Origin of the sequence: Carnobacterium sp., from assembly GCF_032094055.1 — a bacterium.
Taxonomy (GTDB): Bacteria; Bacillota; Bacilli; order Lactobacillales; family Carnobacteriaceae; genus Carnobacterium_A.
Genome location: NZ_DAMDAK010000142.1, coordinates 1 through 2,636, shown reverse-complemented (window position 1 = coordinate 2,636; position 2,636 = coordinate 1). Strand labels below are relative to the sequence as shown.

The 2,636-nt window shown below is 36.8% G+C and carries 4 protein-coding genes; all 4 read right to left on the bottom strand.

Annotated elements, in window-relative coordinates; all coding sequences use genetic code 11:
- Positions 1-634: CocE/NonD family hydrolase (locus tag RT405_RS13410; RefSeq protein WP_313470373.1), on the bottom strand; the 634-nt coding region annotated here is incomplete at its 3' end.
- A gap of 14 nt (positions 635-648) precedes the next feature.
- Positions 649-1,914, bottom strand: coding sequence for a peptide ABC transporter substrate-binding protein (locus RT405_RS13405; protein WP_313470371.1), 1,266 nt, complete (start codon positions 1,912-1,914; stop codon positions 649-651).
- Positions 1,915-1,946: 32 nt separating this feature from the next.
- A complete protein-coding gene (locus RT405_RS13400) occupies positions 1,947-2,108 on the bottom strand; it encodes a hypothetical protein (RefSeq protein WP_313470369.1) in 162 nt (53 codons plus the stop codon).
- Between the two features lie 212 nt (positions 2,109-2,320).
- The coding region (locus tag RT405_RS13395; RefSeq protein ID WP_313470366.1) for a Crp/Fnr family transcriptional regulator at positions 2,321-2,636 on the bottom strand (316 nt) is incomplete at its 5' end.

Here is a 2,636-nt window from a genome sequence, read left to right as displayed (position 1 = left end):
CTGCATACCCCCGTTGCACAAAGCGATAATGGCTTTCAGAATACCGTTCTTTTCCATAAGGAGTTCTGGCCATGATAACGGGATAAGAAGTCTTTTCTGAGTCAGGCAACCAGATTTCGGTCGATAAATGAACGCCATCACGCATTCTGACCATAGCATTATCCATTTTCTTTACTCCATACGGCTGATCTACCAGCAGCTGGTGTTCTTTCCATTCTTTTAGAATAGTCGCATCTTCATGACCTTCTTTAATAAAAACAGTTGTGAATTCTCTATTGGTCGTTACCAAACCAACAAACTGCTGATCTTGAATAACAATATCCAGCGGCTCATTTTTTTGTCGTTCTGCCCAAAGATTCAGGGTCCATTCTGAATAGATACTTCCCCAACTTGTTTTGACCCATTCGGGATGACTTTGCTCGGAAACAAAAGCTTTATAATTCTCTAAATGCTCTAATATAAAACCAATATCTGCACGAACATAGCGTTTTAAAAACTCTTCATGTTCTTGATTAAATACCATCTCTGGCTGCCACTTTCCAGCAAAAATATCCCATAATTTGATTTTCACTTCTGCTCCAATAGAAAAAGTGGCCACTTTAATTCCTGTCTGATACAAATGATACTTTTCCAATAAGAAACACCTCTTTACTCTTTATACGCGCCTTTGTAGTCATAAGGACTGCCAAAGTTATGTTGTACAATTCCTTTTAGATTATCATTTTGTAGCACTGTTGTAGATTGTTGGTAAACCGGTACAATACCCGCATCTTCTTGAATGAGGATCGTTTCTGCCTTGATCAAAGCTTCCCAACGAGCTTCTGGTTCATTCGCTAGGGTGGTTGAAGCTTCCTCCAATAAATCATCATATTCTAAATTGCTGTAATTGGCATTTCCGCCACTTAAATGATTAGCTAAGAAAGTCATTGGATCTTGATAATCAGGACCCCAGCGGCCAAATGCTAAATCGTAATCAGAATTTCTTGTCAGTTGAATAGAGTTTTGCAGCGGAACTGCTCGAATCGTTAAGTTTAAACCAGGTAGTGTATCTTGTAATTGACTTTGCAAGTATTCTGCAACTTTCTTATCTGCTTCTCCGTCACTTGTTAATAATTCAATTTTAATGGTTTCGCCTATCTCCTTTTGTGCTTCTTTCCAGTAACTTAACGCTTGGTCCTTATCCGTTACTAGAAAATCTCCTGCTTCTTCACGGAAATCTTCTCCCGTTTCCGGGTTCTTAACAAAACCATGCGGTACAAATCCATAAGTAGCTACTGAACCATCTTGTAAAACGTTATTTACCAACGCTTCTTTGTCTACTGCATAACCTACAGCTTTTCGGACATTCTCATTGGCAAAGATAGTATCTGAACCATTACGTAATTGGTTCATTCTGAAATAAGAAACATAAGCATTAGGTGTTGAAAGGTATTCCGGATCATTTTTTCTTTGATTTACGTATTCTCCCGAAATAACGGCTTGATCTAGTTCACCAGCATCATATAGATTTAATGCTGTTCCGGTTTCTTTAATAACTTGAAAATCAATTTCATCTGCTTTAACATTTTCTACATCCCAATAATCTTTGTTTTTAACTAATGTCCAACTTGACCCAGCATTTGACCAATCTGTCATTGTAAAAGGTCCGTTGTAAATCATGTGATCGCTTGTTGAGGCATAAGCATCGCCTTCTGACTCAACATACTCTTCATTTTGCGGATAGAAAGGATTAAAAGCTAAAAGAGATAAGAAATAAGTCGTTGGATTTTGTAATTTAACCTCTAAAGTATAGTCGTCTACTGCTTTTACTCCAAGTTCATCAACGGGCTTTTTACCTAACGTAATTTCACTACCGTTTAAAATAGTTCCATCTAGAAGAAAGGCATAGTTGGCTGCGGTATCAGGATCAGCCAATTTTTTCCAAGCATAGACAAAATCATGTGCTGTTACTTTTGTACCATTACAGCCATTAAACTAATTGTTTGTTCAGTCGAATTTTTTTGAGAATTAGACGCTGCTTTTCCATCTGTCTCTGCATTTCCGCATGCCATCAATAAGCTGGCTAAAGCTAATAGGGTACTTCCGGCTACTTTTCTTTTGACTGTCATATTAAATCCTCCTCTTAAATAGTTTCATTCCTTTTTTACCAATTAACCAAATATTAGAATTAGGTTAAATTAAGGTTATAAAATAATGTACCATTATTAGAATCGCAATTCAATCGTTTTTGGCCTTTTTCTTTTTAAAATGGAATAAGCCAAAAAGAACTGAAATGCACATTCCAGTTCTTTTTGGCTTTCGACCTGTCTTTTTCACTCATTCAAACTAATAATAATCCATCTAAATCTAGTAGTTCAATTCGTTTATGCGTTTTTTGTTTAATTAAGCCTTGTTCTTCCAGCTCTGCAAATTTCCGGCTGATTGTTTCAGGTGTTGTTCCTAAATAAGAAGCTAAATCTTTCTTACTCATCGGCAATTCAATTTCAGCAGATAACTGGTCTTTCTCCATACATTCAGCTAAGAACATAGCAATCCGCGTTTCTACTGTTTCCGTAGCAAAACGAGTCGTTTGTTTTTCAGATTGAGCCAAGCGTTTAGAAAATTCTGCTAAGACTTTTAAAGAAATTGTTGGGTAC

Coding starts and splice junctions, on each gene's coding strand:
- RT405_RS13400 (WP_313470369.1), bottom strand. CDS start 2,108: ATGACAGTCAAAAGAAAAGTAGCCGGAAGTACCCTATTAGCTTTAGCC.